This window comes from Pseudomonas sp. NPDC089401, assembly GCF_044749485.1.
GTDB lineage: Bacteria > Pseudomonadota > Gammaproteobacteria > Pseudomonadales > Pseudomonadaceae > Aquipseudomonas.
Genome location: NZ_JBIVIA010000004.1, coordinates 261,347 through 276,724, shown reverse-complemented (window position 1 = coordinate 276,724; position 15,378 = coordinate 261,347). Strand labels below are relative to the sequence as shown.

Genomic DNA, 15,378 nt, shown 5'->3' with positions numbered 1-15,378 from the left:
GAATCATTACGCCCTCATGGGGTCCGAACAGTGCTCGCCAACCCGGCATTTGTCGCTGGCCGTTGGTTTCATGATCTGTTTTCGGCGAGGGTTGCTCGTGATTGTTAGTCCCCAAAAAGCATCAAGAATCCCCGGCACCGGGCTGCGCAAGGCGCTGATGGCCAGTGTGGCACTGGTCGGCCTGATGAGCGCGGGCCAGCTGTGGGCATTCAATCTTGACGATGTTGCAGCCAAGGCAAAGGATCTGGCCGGCCAGAAGTACGAAGCACCGAAAAGCAATCTGCCGGCGATTTTCCGTGACATGAAATTCGCTGACTATCAGAAAATTCACTTCCTGCAAGAGAAAGCGGAGTGGGCCAAGGACAAGACCCCCTTCAAGCTGTCCTTCTATCACCAGGGCATGCATTTCGACACCCCGGTGAAGATCAACGAAGTCACCGCCAGCAAGGTCGAGGAAATCAAGTACGACCCGAGCCGCTTCGAGTTCGGTGACGTGCCGCACGACCCGGACACCACCAAGAACCTCGGTTATGCCGGCTTCCGCGTGCTGTACCCGATCAACAAGGCCGACAAGCAGGACGAGATCATGACCCTGCTGGGGGCCAGCTACTTCCGCGTGGTCGGCAAGGGCCACGTGTATGGCCTGTCGGCCCGTGGCCTGGCGATCGACACCGCGCTGCCGTCTGGCGAAGAGTTCCCGCGCTTCACCGAGTTCTGGGTCGAGAAGCCAAAGCCTGCCGACAAGCACCTGGTGATCTACGCCCTGCTCGATTCGCCGCGCTCCACCGGCGCCTACAAGCTGATCCTGCGCCCGGGCAACGACACCGTGGTCGACGTGCAGTCCCGCGTGTTCCTGCGTGACCACGTCGCCCGCCTGGGCGTGGCGCCGCTGACCAGCATGTACCTGTTCGGCCCCAACCAGCCTTCCAAGGTGCTGAACTACCGTCCGGCCCTGCACGATTCCGAAGGCCTGTCGATCCATGCCGGCAATGGCGAGTGGATCTGGCGCCCGCTGAACAACCCGAAACACCTGGCCGTGAGCAACTTCAGCGTGGAGAACCCGCGTGGTTTCGGCCTGATGCAGCGTCATCGCGAGTTCAAGGACTACGAAGATCTCGACGACAACTACCAGAAGCGCCCAAGCGCCTGGATCGAGCCCAAGGGCGACTGGGGCAAGGGCACCGTCGACCTGGTCGAGATCCCGACCGCCGATGAAACCAACGACAACATCGTTGCCTTCTGGAGCCCGGAAACCCTGCCGGAGCCGGGCAAGCCGTTCGAGTACGCCTACCGCCTGCACTGGACCATCAACGAGGCCCAGTTCCAGGCCCAGGACCTCGGTTCGGTCAGCCAGACCATGCGTTCCACCGGTGACGTGAAGCAATCCAACCTGATCCGCCAGCCGGACGGCAGCGTCGCGTTCCTGGTCGATTTCACCGGCCCGGCCCTGGCCGCCCTGGCGCAAGACACCCCGGTACGCAGCCAGATCAGCGTCGGCGACAACGCCGAAGTGGTCGAGAACAACCTGCGCTACAACCCGGAAACCAAGGGCTGGCGCCTGACCCTGCGACTGAAGGTCAAGGAAGCCAACAAGTCCACCGAAATGCGCGCCGCGCTGGTTCGTGACGTGCCGGTCGAGGCCGCCAAGCCTGCCGAGGAAGCCAAGCAGGAAAAGCCCGCCGCCAAGCACGCCAAGCACGACAAGGCCGCCAAGGCGGAGCCCGCCAAGGCCGAACAACCTGCCGCCGATGCGGCACCCACCAACGGGACCCCGGCCACCACCGAACAAGTGCTGACCGAGACCTGGAGCTATCAGTTGCCTGCCGATGAGTAACTCAAGCGCAAGGCCGGAATCGCTTGGCGAATACCTGGCCCACCTCCCCCTGAGCGACGAGCAGCGCGCGGAACTCGCCAGCTGCTCCTCGTTCAGCGAGCTGCACCAACGCCTGGCGGCCAACCCGGCCGCCAACGCCGCCGAGGCCGTGCAGGCCTCGGTCGGCCCACGTCTGACCGTAGGCAGTGCCGCCGAGCTGGAAGACGCCGAAATGCTCGGCGTCGACGGCAGTGGCCGGCTGTGCCTGAAGATCGCGCCGCCGATCAAGCGCACCAAGGTGGTGCCGGAGCCTTGGCGCACCAACGTGCTGATCCGCATGTGGCGGCGCATGACCGGCCGCCCCAACGCCCCGCAGCCGCCCAAGCGCGAGCTGCCGGCGGCGCGCTGGCGCACGGTCGGCTCGATCCGCCGCTACATCCTGCTGACCCTGATGATCGGCCAGACCATCGTCGCCGGCTTCTACATGAAGGGTATCCTGCCGTACCAGGGCTGGTCGTTCGTCGACTTCGACGAAGTCGTCAACCAGCCGCTGTGGGACACCGTGGTACAGGTCTGGCCGTATGCCTTGCAGACCTCGATCCTGGTGCTGTTCGGCATCCTCTTCTGCTGGGTCTCGGCGGGCTTCTGGACCGCGCTGATGGGCTTCCTCGAACTGCTCACCGGGCGCGACAAGTACAAGATTTCCGGCAGCAGCGCCGGCAACGAGCCGATCGCCGCCGAGGCGCGCACCGCGCTGGTGATGCCGATCTGCAACGAAGACGTGCCGCGGGTGTTCGCAGGCCTGAGGGCGACGTTCGAGTCGGTGGCTGCCAGCGGCAACCTCGACCGCTTCGACTTCTTCGTGCTCAGCGACACCAACGACACCGACATCGCCGTCGCCGAGCAACAGGCCTGGCTGGACGTGTGCCGCGAGACCAAAGGCTTCGGCCGCATCTTCTACCGCCGCCGCCGGCGCCGGGTGAAGCGCAAGAGCGGCAACCTCGACGACTTCTGCCGTCGCTGGGGGGGCGAGTACAAGTACATGGTCGTGCTCGACGCCGACAGCGTCATGAGCGGCGAGTGCCTGAGCAGCCTGGTGCGCCTGATGGAGGCCAACCCGGACGCCGGCATCATCCAGACCGGGCCGAAGGCCTCGGGCATGGATACCCTGTATGCGCGCATGCAGCAGTTCGCCACCCGCGTGTACGGCCCGCTGTTCACCGCCGGCCTGCACTTCTGGCAGTTGGGCGAGTCGCACTACTGGGGCCACAACGCGATCATCCGCATGAAGCCGTTCATCGAGCACTGCGCCCTGGCGCCGTTGCCGGGCAAGGGCGCGTTCGCCGGTGCGATCCTGTCCCACGACTTCGTCGAAGCCGCGCTGATGCGCCGCGCCGGCTGGGGCGTGTGGATCGCCTACGACCTGCCGGGCAGCTACGAAGAACTGCCGCCGAACCTGCTCGACGAGCTCAAGCGCGACCGCCGCTGGTGCCACGGCAACCTGATGAACTTCCGCCTGTTCCTGGTCAAGGGCATGCACCCGGTGCACCGCGCGGTGTTCCTCACCGGGGTGATGTCGTACCTGTCGGCGCCGCTGTGGTTCCTGTTCCTGGTGCTGTCGACCGCGTTGCTGGCGACCAACACGCTGATGGAGCCGCAGTACTTCATCGAGCCGTACCAGCTCTACCCGCTGTGGCCGCAGTGGCACCCGGAAAAAGCCGTGGCGCTGTTCTCCACCACCATCGTGCTGCTGTTCCTGCCCAAGCTGCTCAGCGTCATCCTGATCTGGGCCAAGGGCGCCACCGAGTTCGGCGGGCGGCTCAAGGTCACGTTGTCGATGCTGATGGAGATGCTGTTCTCCATGCTGCTGGCGCCGGTGCGGATGATCTTCCACTCGCGCTTCGTACTGGCCGCGTTCCTCGGCTGGGCCGCGACCTGGAACTCGCCGCAGCGTGACGACGACTCCACGCCGTGGAGCGAGGCGGTGCGCCGCCATGGCCCGCAGACCCTGCTGGGCTTCGCCTGGGCTGCGCTGGTGGCCTGGCTGAACCCGAGCTTCCTGTGGTGGCTGGCGCCGATCGTCGGCTCGCTGCTGCTGTCGATCCCGGTGTCGGTGATTTCCAGCCGCACGCGCCTGGGCCTGGCGGCCAAGGACGAGAAGCTGTTCCTGATTCCCGAGGAATACGCCACGCCGCAAGAGCTGCTGGCAACCGACCAGTACACCCACGAGAACCGCTGGCATGCCCTGCATGACGGCTTCGTGCGGGCAGTGGTCGACCCGCGGCAAAATGCCCTGGCCTGTGCCATGGCTACCGCCCGTCACGGCCAGTCGGCGTCGATCGAGGCCGTGCGCGCCGAGCGCGTGGCCAAGGCGCTCGAAGTCGGCCCGCAAGGGCTGGACCTGGCGACCCGTCTGGCGCTGCTCAGCGACCCGGTGGCCTTGAGCCGCCTGCACGAGCAGGTCTGGGCGCAGCATGCCGCGGCCTGGATCGACGTGTGGCGCGCCTCGATCAACAACGACCCGCATTCGCCGTTGTTGCCACTGCACCCGGAGAATGAAGGCCAACCGGCACTCGCCGGCGCCTGAACGGGCCTCTTCGCGGGTGAACCCGCTCCCACAGGTACAGTGCATGCCTCAAGGTCTGTGCAGTCCCTGTGGGAGCGGGTTCACCCGCGAAGCTTTTAAGGGCCGAAGCCGATTTTGGCCAACAAAGTCCCCCTCGGCTCTAGGTCCCGGAGCCCTCATGCGTTAGCATCCCCCTCCGATAATCCGCATTGGCTAGTACGACGCCCGTGCCAAGACAATAAGATTTGCTTCCAACTTTCTAGGGGACTTGGTGATGATCAAGAAATACCTTTCGCGTCTGCTGGTCGGTGTCACCGCCCTGGTCGCGGTAACTGCGGCCCAGGCCGGCGCCATCGACGATGCGGTCAAGCGTGGCACCTTGAAGGTGGGCATGGACCCGACCTACATGCCGTTCCAGATGACCAACAAGCGCGGTGAAATCATCGGCTTCGAGGTCGACATCCTCAAGGCCATGGCCAAGTCCATGGGCGTCAAGTTCGAGGCTGTCTCCACCGCCTACGACGGCATCATCCCGGCCCTGCTGACCGGCAAGTTCGACATCATCGGCAGCGGCATGACCCTGACCCAGGAGCGCAACCTGCGCCTGAACTTCAGCGAGCCCTTCATCGTGGTCGGCCAGACCCTGCTGATCCGCAAGGAGCTGGCGGGCGAGATCAAGTCGTACAAGGACCTGAACAACGAGAAGTACCGCCTGACCTCCAAGCTCGGCACCACCGGCGAGATGGTCTCCAAGAAACTGATCGGCAAGGCCCAGTACCACGGCTACGACAACGAGCAGGAAGCGGTGATGGACGTGGTCAACGGCAAGGCTGACGCCTTCGTCTACGACGCGCCGTACAACGTGGTGGCGGTGGAGAAGGCCGGCGCTGGCAAGCTGCTGTTCCTCGACGAACCCTTCACCTACGAGCCGCTGGCCTTCGGCCTGAAGAAGGGCGACTACGACAGCATCAACTTCATCAACAACTTCCTGCACCAGATCAAGCATGACGGGACCTACGATCGTATCCACGACAAGTGGTTCAAGAACAAGGACTGGCTGAAGGAAATGGAATAAGGCCCAGGCCACAAGCCCAGGCACTGACCCCCGACGCGCAGGCAAACCCTGCGCGTTCGCATTTACGGAAGTACCCACGTGATCAAACACAAGAAAGCCCAGTGGCCCTGGCATGGGTTGACCGCCCTGGTCCTGGTGGGCCTGGCGTTCAGCCTGTACCTGGCCACTTCGATGATTTCCTACGAGTGGCGCTGGAACCGCGTCCCCCAGTACTTCGCCTACAAGGCCGAGGAGGTGCAGCGGGCCGCCAGCTACGGCAGCGTGCAGGAAATCGTCATCTCCGGCGATAGCGCGCGCGTGACGCTGAAGGACGAGAGCGGTGGCGAGCAGGTGCTCGACGTGGCCAAGGACAGCCTGCAACTGAGCCGTGGCGACGACGTCGCCGAGGGCGACCAGATCGGCGTCACCCGCCACTGGGCGGCTGGCCCGCTGGCGTGGGGCCTGTGGACCACCTTGTGGATCTCGGTGGTGTCGGGGGCGCTGGGCCTGGTGATCGGCCTGTTCGCCGGGCTGTGCCGCTTGTCGAACAACCCGACCCTGCGCGACCTGTCGACGGTGTACGTCGAGCTGGTGCGCGGCACTCCGCTGCTGGTGCAGATCTTCATCTTCTACTTCTTCATCGGCACCGTGCTCAACCTGTCCCGCGAGTTCGCCGGGGTGGCGGCGCTGGCGCTGTTCACCGGCGCCTATGTGGCGGAAATCGTCCGTGCCGGCGTGCAGTCGATCGCCAAGGGCCAGAACGAGGCGGCCCGCTCGCTGGGCCTGAATGCCGGCCAGTCGATGCGCCACGTGATCCTGCCGCAGGCGTTCAAGCGCGTGCTGCCACCGCTGGCCGGGCAGTTCATCAGCCTGGTCAAGGACACCTCGCTGGTGTCGGTGATCGCCATCACCGAGCTGACCAAAAGCGGCCGCGAGGCCATCACCACGTCGTTCTCGACCTTCGAGATCTGGTTCTGCGTGGCAGGCCTGTACCTGCTGATCAACCTGCCGCTGTCGCACATCGCCAGCCGGCTCGAGCGGAGGCTTGCTCAAAGTGATTGAAGTCCGTGACCTGCTGAAAGTCTTCGACACCCGTGGCCAGGTGGTACGGGCTGTGGATAACGTCACCACCCAGGTCGCCAAGGGCGAAGTGGTGGTGGTGCTCGGCCCGTCGGGCTCGGGCAAGTCGACCTTCCTGCGTTGCCTCAACGGCCTGGAGCATTTCGACGAAGGCCATGTGGCCATCGCCGGCCTGCAACTGGCCGACCCGAAGACCGACATCAACGCCTACCGCCGCGAAGTCGGCATGGTGTTCCAGCACTTCAACCTGTTCCCGCACATGACCGTGCTGGAAAACCTGTGCCTGGCGCAGAAGGTGGTGCGCAAGCGCAACAAGGCCGAGCGTGAGGCCAAGGCGCGGGCGTTGCTGGAAAAGGTCGGCATCGCGCAGAAGGCCAACGAGTTCCCGTCGCGCCTCTCCGGTGGCCAGCAGCAGCGGGTGGCGATCGCCCGGGCGCTGGCGATGGACCCGAAGGTGATGCTGTTCGACGAGCCGACCTCGGCGCTCGACCCGGAAATGGTCGGCGAGGTGCTGGACGTGATGAAGACCCTGGCCCAGGAAGGCATGACCATGGTCTGCGTCACCCACGAAATGGGCTTTGCCCGGGAAGTGGCGGACCGCGTGCTGTTCTTCGATCATGGCAAGCTGCTGGAAGATGCGGCGCCGGCCGAGTTCTTCGCTGCGCCGAAGGACCCTCGGGCCCAGGCCTTCCTGCGCCAGGTGCTGTGACCATACCGGCCTCTTCGTGGCGCAGCGCCGCGAAGAGGCCGGCGAAGGCTTCGGGTCAGAGCCGGAACCGCCCCACCAACCCTTGCAGGTGAGTGCCCAGGCGCGCCAGTTCCACGCTGGAGCTGGCCGTCTCCTCACTCGCCGCCGACGTCTGATCGGAAATATCCCGTACATTCATCACGCTGCGGTTGATCTCTTCGGCCGTGGCGCTCTGCTGCTCCGCCGCCGTGGCGATCTGCTGGTTCATCGCCTGGATCGACGACACGGTGTGGGTGATGGTTTCCAGCGAGCTGCCGGCGCGGCGGGTCAGTTCGACGCTGCTGTCGGTGAGCTGGCGGCTGGCGTCCATCACGCTGGCCACGCGCTGGGTGCCGCTCTGCAGGCCGGCGATCAGCTCCTCGATTTCCTCGGTGGACTGCTGGGTGCGCTGGGCCAGGCTGCGGACCTCGTCGGCAACCACCGCGAAGCCGCGCCCGGCTTCACCGGCGCGGGCGGCCTCGATCGCGGCGTTGAGGGCCAGCAGGTTGGTCTGCTGGGCCACCGACTTGATCACGTCGAGCACGCTGCCGATCTTGTCGCTTTCGGCCTTGAGCTGGTTCATCGCCTCGCTGGAGTTGACCACTTCGCCGGCCAGGCGCTCGATCTGCGCGACCGCCTCGCTGACCACACGATCACCTTCGCGGGCCTGTTGGTCGGCCATCGCCGCCGCTTCCGAGGCTTGCTCGGCGTTGCGCGCCACTTCATGCACGGTAGCGGCCATTTCGTTCATCGCGGTGGCCACCTGGTCGGTCTCGACCTTTTGATTGTTGACCCCGGCGCTGGTCTGCTCGGTGACCGCCGACAGTTGCTCGGCGGCGCTGGCAATCTGTGTGACACCGTCGCCGATGCCGCCGATCAGCTCGCGCAGGCCCTGGGTCATGCGCTGCATGCTGGCCTGCAACTGGCCAAGCTCGTCGCGGCGGTTGGCATGCAGGTCCTGGCGCAGGTCGCCGTTGGCCACGCGTTCGGCGGCGGCCAGGGTCTGGCGCAGGGGGATGATGATCTGCCGGGTGATGGCCCAGGCGGCAAGCAGGCCCAGCACCAGGGCCAGGGCGGTGGCGCTGCCGAGCATGAGCTTGGCCTGGTGGGTGCCGGCATCACGCACTTCGGTCTGCGAAACGGTCATCGCCTCGCTGGTCTGCAGCAGCACCGTGCCTTGTTCGGCCATGTGCTGCAGGGCCTGTTCGCTGGCGCTCTGGGCGCTGCTGAACTGGTTGACTGCATCGCGATAGCCGGCCAGCGCAGTGCTGGCGTCATCGAGGCTGGCGGCGTATTCGGCGGGCAGCCTGGCGGGCAGCGCCTTGAGTTCGGCCAGGGCCTGGTCGATGGCCTGCATCGCGGCCTGCTGGTAGTCGGCGTTGCCGCTGTAGGTGTAGCCACGTACCTGGTAGCGCGCCTGCTGCAGGCGGGCACTGACCTCGACGGCCTGCTGGTACTGGCCGATATCGCCGCCTTGGAGCAGGCGTTGCTGTACCCGGCTGATCAGCTCGACAGCCTTGTCGGCGCTGTCACCCAATACGCCACGGGCGGCCTCGCGGCGCTGGCCGGCTTGCTTGAGATCAGTGAAGGCCTGCTGGTACTGGCTGACGGCAGCCTGTTGCTGCTGCAGGCGTTCGCGGTCGGCTGGGCGCTCGATCTGCCCCAGCATGAGGGCGATCTGGCGCTCCAGGTTGCCCAGAGCCTTGTCCAGCTCGCCGATGGCGGCGTCGTTGCGGTCGCGCTGGTAGTGCTGGCGGGCGATGCGCAGTTCCTGGGTGTACTGGTGGATAACCGAAATGTTGCCCAGCTTGTCGCCGCGCTCGGTGACGCCATCGAGCCCTTGCCAACCGGTGAGGGTGATGGCCAGGGTCAGCAACAACACCAGGCCGAAGCCCAGCCCCAACTTGCGATTGACGCTTACATTCCCCAGTGATTGGGCAAACCATTGGTACATGTTCGACTCCCCGGCAGTGATGGCAGCACGGCTTTATTGTAGTGATGCCAAGACCATCGGCCTGCGCCGGGGAAACTTGATAGGAGAAAGCTGACCCGCTTGTCAGAAAATCCTTGAGAGCAGGGCAGTTACAGCCGTTTCCACCCGCAGGATACGATCGCCCAGTTGCACCGGCGCCAGGCCGGCCTTGCCCAGCAGTTCGACTTCGTAGGGGATCCAGCCGCCTTCCGGGCCGATGGCCAGGGTCACCCGGCCTTCGACGGCGCGCGGGCAGGCGGGGTAGGGGCCGGGGTGGCCGACCAGGCCGAGGGAGCCTTCGGCAATGGCCGGCAGGCGGTCTTCGACGAAGGGCTTGAAGCGCTTCTCGATGATCACCTCGGGCAGCACCGTGTCACGGGCCTGCTCCAGGCCGAGGATGAGGTTCTCGCGGATGCTCTCGGGGTTGAGGAACGGCGTCTGCCAGAAGCTCTTCTCGACCTTGTAGCTGTTGACCAGGATCAGCCGTTGCACGCCGAGGGTCGCCACGGTCTGGAACAGCCGGCGCAGCATCTTCGGGCGCGGCACGGCAAGTACCAGGGTCAGCGGCAGCTTGGCCGGCGGCGCCTGGTCGAAGCTGACTTCCAGCTCGGCCTCGTGCGGGTCCAGGCGCAGTACGCTGGCCTTGCCCATCAGGCCGTCGATACGGCCCACGCGCAGGTTGTCGCCCACCGCCACGCGGTGGATCTCCTGCATGTGGGTGAAGCGCCGGTCAGCCAGCACGACGCGGTCGGCCGAAACGAAGTCGGCCTCTTCCAGGAGCAACAGGTTCACGGCAGGGTCGCAGGCGGCTGGTCGTTGGAATCCTCGGCTTCGCTGCGCTTGCGGATCAGGCTGCCGCACAGCACGCCGATCTCGAACAGCAGCCACATGGGCACGGCGAGCAGGGTCTGGGAGAAGATGTCCGGTGGCGTGAGGATCATGCCGACCACGAAGCAGCCGATGATCACGTACGGGCGGATCTTCTTCAGGTACTTCACGTCGACCACGCCGATCCACACCAGCAGCACCACCGCCACCGGGATCTCGAAGGCGACGCCGAAGGCGAAGAACAGGGTCATGACGAAATCGAGGTAGTTGGCGATGTCGGTCATCATGGCCACGCCGGCCGGGGTGGCGGCGGCGAAGAACTTGAACATCAGCGGGAACACCAGGAAATAGGCGAAGGCCATGCCGGCGTAGAACAGCAGGATGCTCGACACCAGCAGCGGAATGGCGATGCGCTTTTCGTGGCGGTACAGCCCGGGCGCGATGAAGCCCCAGATCTGCTGGAGGATGAACGGGATGGCCAGGAACAGCGAAACGATCATGGTCAGCTTGAACGGCGTCAGGAACGGCGAGGCCACGTCGGTGGCGATCATCGTCGCGTTGGCCGGCAGGTGATCGCGCAGGGGCGCCGAGACCAGGGTGTAGATCTGCTGGGCGAAGGAGAACAGCCCGGCAAAGATCACGAAGATGACCGCCACGCAGCGCAGCAGGCGGGTACGCAGTTCGGTCAGGTGCGAGACCAGCGGCATCGGCTGGTCGTGTTCCGGTTTTTCGCTCATGGGGCTCGCGGCGGTTGAGGCGGTTCGGGCTGCTCAGGCGGCGCTGCCGGCGCGGCTGCCGCTGCGGGCGGCGTTGGCGTGGCGGCCGGCTGGACGGCGGCGGGTGGTTGGGCCGGTGGCGTCTGCGGGTTGAGGATGCGCTTGGCTTGCTCCTCCATCTGCAGAATGTGCTCGTTGTGCAACTGGCGGCGGATATCGTCGGCGCCGATCTCGCGCTCGACTTCGGTCTTGATCGCGTTGAAGCTGCGTTTCAGCCGGCCGATCCACAGCCCCGCGGTACGCGCGGCGCCCGGCAGGCGCTCGGGGCCGAGCACCAGCAGGGCGACCAGGCCGACGAGCAGCAGCTCGCTGAAGCTGATGCCGAACATGGGTCAGTCTTTACGCTGCGGTTCTTGGACCGGCTGCGCCTGGCCCTCGATGGTGTGGCCCTGCTGCGGTTGTGCGGTGTTCTGCACCGGCGGCACTGGCTGGGCTGGCGGCGGGGTCTGTTCGGCCGGCTTGGTCTCTTCTTCGTTCATGGCCTTGCGGAAGCCCTTGATCGACTCGCCCAGGTCGCTGCCGAAGTTCTTCAGCTTCTTGGTGCCGAACACCAGGACCACGACGACCAGCAGGACGATCCAGTGTTTCCAGTCAAAAATACCCATATCCGTACTCCAGAGAATTCTATGTTAGGCAGTGGGCTGCTTTGCAGCCCGTTCGCGACGCAAGGCCGCTCCTACAGTCAGGCCGACGGCTGACGTGCGGCTTTTTCATCGTGCCCGGACAGCCCGAAGCGGCGTTCCAGCTCATCGAGCACGGCTTGTGGATGCTGGCCCAGCGCGCTGAGCATGACCAGGCTATGAAACCACAGGTCTGCGGTCTCATAGATGACATCGCTGCAATCCTTGCTCACGGCGGCGTCTTTGGCCGCGATGATGGTCTCGATGCTTTCTTCGCCGAGCTTCTCGAGGATCTTGTTCAGGCCCTTGTGGTACAGGCTGGCCACATAGGAGCTGTCGGGGGCGGCGTTCTTGCGCTCTTCGAGCACGGCGGCCAGGCGGCCCAGGGTGTCACTCATGTCAGTGTCCTGCGTTGTAGATGGCATCCGGGTCCTTGAGGACCGGGTCGACGATTTTCCACTGGCCGTCTTCGAAGACGCGGTAGAAGCAGCTTTCACGGCCGGTATGGCAGGCAATATGGCCCAGTTGCTCGACCATCAGGATGATCACGTCGGCATCGCAGTCCAGGCGCAGTTCGTGCAGTTTCTGCACGTGACCGGACTCTTCGCCCTTGCGCCAAAGCTTGCCACGGGAACGCGACCAGTAGATGGCGCGTTGTTCGGCGGCGGTCAGCGCCAGCGATTCGCGGTTCATCCAGGCCATCATCAGCACGCGTCCGGTCTTGTGGTCCTGGGCGATCGCCGGTACCAGGCCATCGCTGTTCCACTTGATCTCGTCCAGCCAGTCTTTCATCGTCGACTCCAATACCGGGCCCGCTCCTGTACCGGGCCCATGGCGCTAGTTTGCCAGCCAGGGGCGCGGCTGGCTATTGGCGCACGATCAGGTACAGGCCGGCGGCCAGCATCAACCACGCCGGCCAGGCGGCCGGGGCGGCCAGGCTGGCGGCTTCGGCGGCGCCGGCGGCCAGCACCGCGCCGCCGCCGAGCAGGCCGGCACCGAGCAGGCGCAGGGCCCAGCGGTCGCCCTGGCGGCGCCGCTCCGGCAGCTGCGGGTCGTTCTGGTGCGGTTGCGACAGGCGCTCGAGCAGGTCGCGGGTCATGCCGGCCAGGTGCGGTAGCTGTTCGGCCTGGCTGTACAGATTGCCGATCACGGCCTTGGGGCTCATGCGCTCGCGCATCCAGCGCTCGAGGAACGGCTTGGCGGTGCTCCACAGGTCCAGGTCCGGGTACAGCTGGCGGCCCAGGCCTTCGATGTTGAGCAGGGTCTTCTGCAGCAGCACCAGCTGCGGCTGCACTTCCATGTTGAAACGCCGGGCGGTCTGGAACAGGCGCATCAGCACCTGGCCGAAGGAAATATCCTTCAACGGTTTTTCGAAGATCGGCTCGCACACGGTGCGGATCGCCGCTTCGAATTCATTGACCTTGGTGTGCGCCGGCACCCAGCCGGAGTCGATGTGCAGCTGGGCGACGCGGCGGTAGTCACGCTTGAAGAAGGCGATCAGGTTGCGCGCCAGGTAGTCCTGGTCCTCGGCGGTGAGGCTGCCGACGATGCCGCAGTCGATGGCGATGTACTGCGGGCTCCACGGCTTGACCGTGCTGACGAAGATGTTGCCCGGGTGCATGTCGGCATGGAAGAAGCTGTCGCGGAACACCTGGGTGAAGAACACCTCCACGCCCCGTTCGGCGAGCATCTTCATGTCGGTGCGCTGGTCGGCGAGGGTGGCCATGTCGGTCACCGGCACACCGTAGATACGCTCCATCACCAGCACCTTGGGGCGGCACAGGTCCCAGTACACCTGGGGCACGTACATCAGCTCCGAGCCTTCGAAGTTGCGCCGCAGCTGGCTGGCGTTGGCCGCCTCGCGCAGCAGGTCGAGCTCGTCGTAGATGGTCTTTTCGTAGTCGCCGACGATTTCCACCGGGTGCAGGCGACGGGCGTCGGCCGAGGCACGTTCGGCGGCCTTGGCGATCAGGAACAGCCAGGCCAGGTCCTGGGCGATCACCGGCTTGAGGCCCGGGCGCACCACCTTGACCACCACCTCTTCGCCGGTTTTCAGGCGCGCGGCGTGCACCTGGGCCACCGAGGCGGACGCCAGCGGTTCGACGTCGAAACGGCTGAACAGCTGCGCCACCGGGGCCCCCAGCTGCGCCTCGATCAGCGCCACGGCCTGCTTGGGGTCGAACGGCGGCACGCGGTCCTGCAACAGCATCAGCTCGTCGGCGATGTCGTTGGGCAACAGGTCGCGGCGGGTGGACAGCAACTGGCCGAACTTGATGAAGATCGGCCCCAGGTCCTGCAGCGCCAGGCGCAGGCGTGCGCCACGGCTGAGCGCGCTGGGTTTGCGCGGCAGCCAGCGCCACGGCATCAGCAGGCGCAGGCTGGCCAGCCACCAGGGCAGCAGCGGTTGGTCGAACAGCAGGTCATCGAGACGGTAGCGGATCACCACGCGCTGGATGCGGAAGAGACGGCGGACGGCGAGCAGCTTCATGCGTTATCGCTGGTATCAAGGGATCGGGAGAGGCGCAGCAGGCGCGCCTCGAGGCGTTCGATGTCGAGCTTGAGGGTGTCGAGCTCGCTGAAGGCGGCTTCGGCTTCGCGCTTGCCCACCAGGGTGCGCGACTCTTCGGCCAGGTACTCGGACAGGTTGTCGGCAAAACGTGCCAGGCCCTGGCGGGTCCAGCGCGCGCGCAGGCGAATGTGCCCGGCCAGCATCGCCGTGGCCACCGGGCCGAGCCAGCGCTGCAGTTCGTGCTCCCAGTCCAGCTCCAGGTCCTGCAAGATGCCGAACAGGTCGAGCAGCACGGCGCTGTCGCCATGCAGCTCGACCTGCGGGCTGTGCAGCACGGCAGTCTTGTCCCGGGCCACGGCCAGTTGCACCAGGCTGCCGGCCGGGGCGCGCAGGCTGCAGTCGACCTCGCCTTCCCAGTGGGCGGCGAGCATCAGGCCTTCTTCATCGGGCAGGATGAACACCTGCAGGGCCGGCTGGCGGCAGTCGATCTCGATGACCTTGCCTTCCAGCGCGGCCAGGCGCGGCAGGGCCGTGCTGTCCATGCGCAGGACGCGGTTCAGGCCATGTTCGACGCTGGCGAGCAGCCCGGCCAGCAGCATCAGGGCTTGATTCCCCGGTGCACGGCGACGATGCCGCTGGTCATGTTGTGGTAGCTGACGCGGTCGAAACCGGCCTCGACCATCATGCTCTTGAGGGTTTCCTGATCCGGGTGCATGCGGATCGACTCGGCCAGGTAACGGTAGCTTTCGGAGTCGTTGGTGATCAGCTTGCCGGCCAGCGGCATGAAGGCGAACGAGTAGGCGTCGTAGGCCTTGGACATCAGCTTGTTGGTCGGCTTGGAGAACTCCAGGATCAACAGGCGCCCGCCCGGCTTGAGCACGCGCAGCATCGAGCGGATGGCTTCGTCCTTGTGGGTGACGTTGCGCAGGCCGAAGGCGATGGTCACGCAGTCGAAGTGGTTGTCCGGGAACGGCAGCTTCTCGGCGTCGGCCTGGACGAACTCGATGTTGCCGGCCACGCCACGGTCGAGCAGGCGGTCACGGCCGACCTTGAGCATCGAGTCGTTGATGTCGGCGAGCACCACCTGCCCGGTCGGTCCCACAAGACGCGAGAACTTGGCGGCCAGGTCACCGGTGCCGCCGGCGATGTCCAGCACGCGGTTGCCGGCGCGCACGCCCGACAGCTCGATGGTGAAGCGCTTCCACAGGCGGTGCATGCCGCCGGAGAGCACGTCGTTCATCAGGTCGTACTTGGCGGCCACCGAGTGGAACACTTCGGCGACTTTCTTCGCCTTCTGGCTTTCAGGCACGTCCTGGTAGCCGAAATGGGTGGTGGGTTCGGCGTGGTCGCCTTTGCGCTGGTCGTTCATATCGCTTCACCGGAAAAAATTACCGCCATTCTAGGGCGATTGGGCGGATTTGTCTTGGCGGGGT

15 protein-coding genes are annotated in these 15,378 nt (G+C 65.6%); 5 read left to right on the top strand and 10 right to left on the bottom strand.

Going from position 1 to position 15,378, the window contains the following annotated elements; translation table 11 throughout:
* Nucleotides 1–157: 157 nt before the first annotated feature.
* From ACIP21_RS11750 to ACIP21_RS11730, 5 genes are all read left to right on the top strand, one after another.
* Entirely contained in the window at nucleotides 158–1,834 is a 1,677-nt protein-coding gene (locus tag ACIP21_RS11750) for a glucan biosynthesis protein G (RefSeq protein ID WP_400687980.1), read from the top strand.
* Nucleotides 1,827–4,400: a glucans biosynthesis glucosyltransferase MdoH gene (gene mdoH, locus ACIP21_RS11745; protein ID WP_400687519.1), complete on the top strand. Its 2,574-nt coding sequence runs from the start codon at nucleotides 1,827–1,829 to the stop codon at nucleotides 4,398–4,400. The genes ACIP21_RS11750 and mdoH overlap by 8 nt, the downstream gene beginning before the upstream one ends.
* Nucleotides 4,401–4,656: 256 nt before the next feature.
* Nucleotides 4,657–5,454: a transporter substrate-binding domain-containing protein gene (locus ACIP21_RS11740; RefSeq protein WP_400687978.1), complete on the top strand. Its 798-nt coding sequence runs from the start codon at nucleotides 4,657–4,659 to the stop codon at nucleotides 5,452–5,454.
* Between the two features lie 78 nt (nucleotides 5,455–5,532).
* A complete protein-coding gene (locus ACIP21_RS11735) occupies nucleotides 5,533–6,495 on the top strand; it encodes an amino acid ABC transporter permease (protein ID WP_400687517.1) in 963 nt (320 codons plus the stop codon).
* Nucleotides 6,488–7,222 carry an amino acid ABC transporter ATP-binding protein gene (locus ACIP21_RS11730; protein WP_400687976.1) on the top strand — a complete coding sequence of 245 codons (735 nt, stop codon included), beginning with the start codon at nucleotides 6,488–6,490 and terminating at the stop codon, nucleotides 7,220–7,222. Before ACIP21_RS11735 ends, ACIP21_RS11730 begins: the two co-directional genes overlap by 8 nt.
* A 55-nt stretch (nucleotides 7,223–7,277) precedes the next feature.
* Here the strand turns inward: ACIP21_RS11730 and ACIP21_RS11725 are convergent, their stop codons facing one another.
* From ACIP21_RS11725 to ubiE, 10 genes are all read right to left on the bottom strand, one after another.
* The gene (locus tag ACIP21_RS11725) at nucleotides 7,278–9,194 is read right to left on the bottom strand and encodes a methyl-accepting chemotaxis protein (RefSeq protein WP_400687515.1); all 1,917 of its coding nucleotides are present in this window, start codon (nucleotides 9,192–9,194) and stop codon (nucleotides 7,278–7,280) included.
* A 102-nt stretch (nucleotides 9,195–9,296) separates the two neighbouring features.
* A complete protein-coding gene (locus ACIP21_RS11720; protein ID WP_400687514.1) occupies nucleotides 9,297–10,004 on the bottom strand; it encodes a 16S rRNA (uracil(1498)-N(3))-methyltransferase in 708 nt (235 codons plus the stop codon).
* Nucleotides 10,001–10,777, bottom strand: coding sequence for a twin-arginine translocase subunit TatC (gene tatC / locus ACIP21_RS11715; RefSeq protein WP_400687512.1), 777 nt, complete (start codon nucleotides 10,775–10,777; stop codon nucleotides 10,001–10,003). The genes ACIP21_RS11720 and tatC overlap by 4 nt, the downstream gene beginning before the upstream one ends.
* Nucleotides 10,774–11,145 carry a Sec-independent protein translocase protein TatB gene (gene tatB / locus ACIP21_RS11710; RefSeq protein WP_400687510.1) on the bottom strand — a complete coding sequence of 124 codons (372 nt, stop codon included), beginning with the start codon at nucleotides 11,143–11,145 and terminating at the stop codon, nucleotides 10,774–10,776. The genes tatC and tatB overlap by 4 nt, the downstream gene beginning before the upstream one ends.
* 3 nt (nucleotides 11,146–11,148) lie before the next feature.
* Nucleotides 11,149–11,421 carry a twin-arginine translocase TatA/TatE family subunit gene (locus ACIP21_RS11705; RefSeq protein ID WP_016489564.1) on the bottom strand — a complete coding sequence of 91 codons (273 nt, stop codon included), beginning with the start codon at nucleotides 11,419–11,421 and terminating at the stop codon, nucleotides 11,149–11,151.
* Between the two features lie 77 nt (nucleotides 11,422–11,498).
* A complete protein-coding gene (locus tag ACIP21_RS11700; protein ID WP_400687508.1) occupies nucleotides 11,499–11,834 on the bottom strand; it encodes a phosphoribosyl-ATP diphosphatase in 336 nt (111 codons plus the stop codon).
* Between the two features lies 1 nt (nucleotide 11,835).
* Nucleotides 11,836–12,228 carry a phosphoribosyl-AMP cyclohydrolase gene (hisI, locus tag ACIP21_RS11695; protein ID WP_400687506.1) on the bottom strand — a complete coding sequence of 131 codons (393 nt, stop codon included), beginning with the start codon at nucleotides 12,226–12,228 and terminating at the stop codon, nucleotides 11,836–11,838.
* 73 nt (nucleotides 12,229–12,301) lie between these two features.
* Nucleotides 12,302–13,924, bottom strand: a complete 1,623-nt coding sequence (gene ubiB / locus ACIP21_RS11690; RefSeq protein WP_400687504.1) for a ubiquinone biosynthesis regulatory protein kinase UbiB — start codon at nucleotides 13,922–13,924, stop codon at nucleotides 12,302–12,304.
* The gene (locus ACIP21_RS11685) at nucleotides 13,921–14,544 is read right to left on the bottom strand and encodes an SCP2 domain-containing protein (RefSeq protein WP_400687502.1); all 624 of its coding nucleotides are present in this window, start codon (nucleotides 14,542–14,544) and stop codon (nucleotides 13,921–13,923) included. Before ACIP21_RS11685 ends, ubiB begins: the two co-directional genes overlap by 4 nt.
* Entirely contained in the window at nucleotides 14,544–15,314 is a 771-nt protein-coding gene (gene ubiE, locus ACIP21_RS11680) for a bifunctional demethylmenaquinone methyltransferase/2-methoxy-6-polyprenyl-1,4-benzoquinol methylase UbiE (protein WP_400687501.1), read from the bottom strand. The genes ACIP21_RS11685 and ubiE overlap by 1 nt, the downstream gene beginning before the upstream one ends.
* Between the last annotated feature and the right edge of the window lie 64 nt (nucleotides 15,315–15,378).

Bases quoted from the DNA above. Each gene is read 5' to 3' on its own strand.
- ACIP21_RS11750 (WP_400687980.1), top strand. From the start codon at position 158: ATGGCCAGTGTGGCACTGGTCGGCCTGATGAGCGCGGGCCAGCTGTGG.
- mdoH (WP_400687519.1), top strand. From the start codon at position 1,827: ATGAGTAACTCAAGCGCAAGGCCGGAATCGCTTGGCGAATACCTGGCC.
- ACIP21_RS11725 (WP_400687515.1), bottom strand. From the start codon at position 9,194: ATGTACCAATGGTTTGCCCAATCACTGGGGAATGTAAGCGTCAATCGC.
- tatC (WP_400687512.1), bottom strand. From the start codon at position 10,777: ATGAGCGAAAAACCGGAACACGACCAGCCGATGCCGCTGGTCTCGCAC.
- tatB (WP_400687510.1), bottom strand. From the start codon at position 11,145: ATGTTCGGCATCAGCTTCAGCGAGCTGCTGCTCGTCGGCCTGGTCGCC.
- ACIP21_RS11705 (WP_016489564.1), bottom strand. From the start codon at position 11,421: ATGGGTATTTTTGACTGGAAACACTGGATCGTCCTGCTGGTCGTCGTG.
- ACIP21_RS11700 (WP_400687508.1), bottom strand. From the start codon at position 11,834: ATGAGTGACACCCTGGGCCGCCTGGCCGCCGTGCTCGAAGAGCGCAAG.
- hisI (WP_400687506.1), bottom strand. From the start codon at position 12,228: ATGAAAGACTGGCTGGACGAGATCAAGTGGAACAGCGATGGCCTGGTA.
- ubiB (WP_400687504.1), bottom strand. From the start codon at position 13,924: ATGAAGCTGCTCGCCGTCCGCCGTCTCTTCCGCATCCAGCGCGTGGTG.
- ACIP21_RS11685 (WP_400687502.1), bottom strand. From the start codon at position 14,544: ATGCTGCTGGCCGGGCTGCTCGCCAGCGTCGAACATGGCCTGAACCGC.
- ubiE (WP_400687501.1), bottom strand. From the start codon at position 15,314: ATGAACGACCAGCGCAAAGGCGACCACGCCGAACCCACCACCCATTTC.